6 protein-coding genes are annotated in these 3,655 nt (G+C 41.4%); all 6 read left to right on the top strand.

The annotated features are described in order from the left end of the window. On the top strand, positions 1-1,450 hold a 1,450-nt coding region (locus ACFIL2_RS09180; RefSeq protein WP_375680647.1), incomplete at its 5' end, for a filamentous hemagglutinin. Continuing rightward, a complete protein-coding gene (locus tag ACFIL2_RS09175) occupies positions 1,447-1,851 on the top strand; it encodes a hypothetical protein (RefSeq protein WP_375640710.1) in 405 nt (134 codons plus the stop codon). The genes ACFIL2_RS09180 and ACFIL2_RS09175, both read left to right, overlap by 4 nt. 12 nt (positions 1,852-1,863) lie before the next feature. Further along, on the top strand, positions 1,864-2,670 hold the full coding sequence (locus tag ACFIL2_RS09170; RefSeq protein WP_375640712.1) for a hypothetical protein: 807 nt from the start codon (positions 1,864-1,866) through the stop codon (positions 2,668-2,670). After that, the gene (locus ACFIL2_RS09165) at positions 2,667-3,071 is read left to right on the top strand and encodes a hypothetical protein (protein WP_375640711.1); all 405 of its coding nucleotides are present in this window, start codon (positions 2,667-2,669) and stop codon (positions 3,069-3,071) included. Before ACFIL2_RS09170 ends, ACFIL2_RS09165 begins: the two co-directional genes overlap by 4 nt. Then, complete coding sequence (locus tag ACFIL2_RS09160; RefSeq protein WP_375680646.1) at positions 3,059-3,217, top strand: hypothetical protein; 159 nt, start codon at positions 3,059-3,061, stop codon at positions 3,215-3,217. The genes ACFIL2_RS09165 and ACFIL2_RS09160 overlap by 13 nt, the downstream gene beginning before the upstream one ends. Positions 3,218-3,238: 21 nt before the next feature. Further along, on the top strand, positions 3,239-3,655 hold a 417-nt coding region (locus tag ACFIL2_RS09155), incomplete at its 3' end, for a hypothetical protein (RefSeq protein WP_375681730.1).

Raw genomic sequence — 3,655 nt, 5'->3', positions numbered from 1 at the left:
TGTTTCCATTGGTTATAATAGCCGAGAAAAGGATGGTACAGCCACAACCAATATTTCCTTGAACAAGGATAAATCCTCTAGCGATTATCATAGTGTTGTGGAGCAATCAGGCATCAAAGCGGGTGATGGCGGCTTTAAGATCAACGTTAAAGACAAAACAACGCTGACCGGAGGGCTTATTTCCAGCACTGCGCCGGCAGAAAAAAACAGCCTGACCACAGGAAGCATTACCACCAGTGACATCAGCAACAGTGCGCATGCGCAAGCCAGCAGCGATGGGATCAGCATTTCTGCGGGTGGTCCGATGTATCAAGGCAAATATGGTGTCGGGAAAAACATTGCTAAAAATGTTTTAGATCATTCAAAAGCTAAAGATTCAGAGGAAGGATATACCAAATCTGCTATCAGCAATGGCACCATTGTGTTGACTGATGAAGCAGGGCAGAAGGCATTGACAGGACAAGACGTTGAGCAAGCCATAGCCTCCCTTAATCGTGATACTGCCAGCGCCCATAAGGGTGTACAACAACTCGATGTAGGCAAGCTGGAACAAATCGTCCATGAAAACCGCGAAATGGCAACCCAACTCTTAGAAGAAGGGTTTAAATACAGCGATGACTCCTATAAAACCATGTTTATCAAAGAGCACCCCATCGCTGTGGTCGACCGTGATGAAAATGGCAATACACTCTATGAAATAGATGCAAATGGGGTGCCTATAAGAGACGCTCGTGGACAACCTATCCCTAAGTTTCATTATTTAACGGATGAAGAAAAGCAGCATTTGCAAGAAGGTGCTGATGGCAAGGTGCATGTGTCTCTCAATGGCATTTTTACCCCACCCTATGAGGCGGCTGTTTATGCTGAGCAACATGCGAAGGATAAAAATGCACCGCTTTATTTTGTTGTGTTTCCAGAAGCTGATTCTGCTATCTCAGAACTTCTGGTCGCGGGCTATCAGAAGTTTATGGAAAATAACTTTTGGGGTTTGACCAATTCCACACAAGAAGCAAAAGATATAATGTCTCGCTATGGTAACACAGGATTGCATTTTGATGCCCATAGCCGTGGCAGTTTGACAGGCTTTAATATGATGAATTCTTTCAAACAAGAAGGTGTAAATGATGTAGCTGGCAATACAACGATCAGTTTCCATGGACCAGCGGCTAATGTTTTGGCTGCATCCGGTCTGTTAGCTTATGTGAGTGGTGGCAAACAAACCACTATTGGCTTTGATGGGCATAGATATGACGTTGTAAGCCGATGGATTGGCGGCAATGGCTATACTTATGAGACAATACCTGCTGGTAGTAACTGGTGGAAAGAAACATGGAATATGTTCTCAAATCCCATAAATACCCATACCTGTCTTGGAAATGCGAGCTCAGCATGTCGATATGTTTATGGCTCATCCAATCTAGTACAAGTCCCTTTAAGGAGGAAAAAATGAAACAAATTTTAAAACTATTAGGTGTTGTAACTTTGTTGAATATAGCTGGATGTCAGTTTAATAAAACTCCTTCATCATCTTTGGCGATGTGGGAAAAGCCTGGATCAGACTTTACTGAGGTAGGCAAAGCATTATTAGAATGTGGAATGCCAGCTCCTTATGATGTATTTCCAGAAAACAGAAATTTAAGCAACAATGCATGGGCAACAATTCATGCCTGTATGATTCAATCAGGATTCCGCTATAAAGACCAAAGGGGGGGGGGATGGTGTTATACTTTTAGAGCCGAAAACTTGCCGATTTGTCGTCCTGGCGCTGTGATCCCGAGGCCCAGTGTCAAGAAGCGCTTAAATAGCCCTTTTTGTAAAAAATATAAAAATGCACCTGAATGCAAACCTTAAGTTTTGTTTGTGATGATCAACAATGCGCCATCCTTGCCTTTGCTTGGAATGGCGCGATTGTTTCCTCTATATCACTTTTTAAGAGCTGAAGATGAGCAGCATTTACAAGCTGGCTCTGATGGCAACAGGCGTATGTTCTATAATGGTATTTTTAACACACCCGATGAGGCAGCGCGTAATGCGGTTCAGTTAGCTGATAATGAGCATGAACCCCTTTATTTTACATACCACCCACAAGCTAAAGACAGGCTCGTAGAGATCGGAGTAGCGATTTATGAGTATTTTGGGAGATGGAGTAATTCGACCAAGAAGTTACAAGATTTTATCTATCGTTATGGCAATACAGGGGCGATTGTTAGTGCGCATAGCCGTGGTAGCTTGACAGTGGGTAATGGAATGCGTGACTTTGAACAGCGTGGCATTCACGGTATAGCAGAAAAAACAGATATCTATCTTTTTGGACCAGCTGATAACTCTCAATCAATAGCGAATGCACTCTATTATGTGAGTGATGGTAAAAAAGATCATATTTATTTACAAAACCATATATTCGATCCCATTGGTACAGGATTTGGTCACAATCCACCTACTGCTTATAAGGTACCCTTGAGGTTCCCTTATGCAATATTTCCACCAGCAACTCCAATGATAGAGCAAGGGGGAGCGTTCATCGGGCATAACCCTAGTACCCATAAGTGTTATGGTAATGCGGGGAAAAAATGTCAAGATAATTATGGAATATATCATAATGCAAAAATTTATGCACCTTATGCAATTTTAGATAATTTAGGTTTAGGTTATTTATGGAGAAAAAAATGAATACACTGTTCAAATTATTGAGTGGGATAGTTCTGTTAAGTGTCTCTGGATGTGACATATCAAATATTGACAAACCTCCTCCAGGGGAAGTACATGGGTGGTTGAAGGAGGGAGCAGATTTTACTGAGATAGGAAAAGCTTTATTAGAATGTGGAATGCCGAGTCTTATCGATCCTGATTCAGAAAATAGAAACCTCAGTTTAAATCAAATGGCATCTATTGATGCTTGTATGGTCCAAGCAGGATTTCGTGATAGATACGGTGGTCCATATTGGTGCTATAATTATAAAGACCTCCCCATTTGTCAGCCTGGTGCTGTCATCCCACAGAGAAGTGTCGAAAAGCGCTTAAACAGCCCGTTTTGTAAAAGGTATAAAAACGCGGATGAATGCCAGCCTTAAGTAATGATCAACAATGCGCCATCCTTGCCTTCGCTTGGAATGGCGGGATTGTTCCCTCAACCAATCATCTCAATATTGTTCACCGTTGTTTAAACAGCGGTGACAGAAAATATCAACAAGCTTATGAGCTGTTTTATTGTAAATAAATCCATTGAAAGAGGGGAATAATGAAGAAAATCTTAAAACTGTTGAGTTGTATAGCTCTCTTAAATACAGCTGGATGTGTTAACCAACCTCCTCCATCAACTTTAGCATTATGGGAAAAACCAGGTGTCGATAAAGCGATGATCCAACAATCCTTATCAAAATGTGGCTGGAAACCGGTTTATGCTTCTTCTAATGATATGAATTCGTATGCGAGTGAATTTGCCTCAGTTTATGAGTGCATGAAAAAAGCAGGTTTCCGGTATAAATTGCAAGATTCAAAAGGGCTCTATTTTGTACAACCTCTGAAAAGTGACTCGTTTTTAGCTAATTTGATGCTAGCAGGCTATCAGCAATTGATGGACAATGACACCTTTGGTGTGACCAACAAAACGAAACAGGAACGCGCTTTACTAACGCATTTTGAGGATGAAAGAAAA

It is taken from the genome of Bartonella sp. AP30XZML, assembly GCF_042195945.1.
GTDB lineage: Bacteria > Pseudomonadota > Alphaproteobacteria > Rhizobiales > Rhizobiaceae > Bartonella.
This window is presented reverse-complemented; position numbering and strand designations above follow the sequence as displayed.

Bases quoted from the DNA above. Each gene is read 5' to 3' on its own strand.
- ACFIL2_RS09175 (WP_375640710.1), top strand. From the start codon at position 1,447: ATGAAACAAATTTTAAAACTATTAGGTGTTGTAACTTTGTTGAATATA.
- ACFIL2_RS09160 (WP_375680646.1), top strand. From the start codon at position 3,059: ATGCCAGCCTTAAGTAATGATCAACAATGCGCCATCCTTGCCTTCGCT.
- ACFIL2_RS09165 (WP_375640711.1), top strand. From the start codon at position 2,667: ATGAATACACTGTTCAAATTATTGAGTGGGATAGTTCTGTTAAGTGTC.
- ACFIL2_RS09170 (WP_375640712.1), top strand. From the start codon at position 1,864: ATGATCAACAATGCGCCATCCTTGCCTTTGCTTGGAATGGCGCGATTG.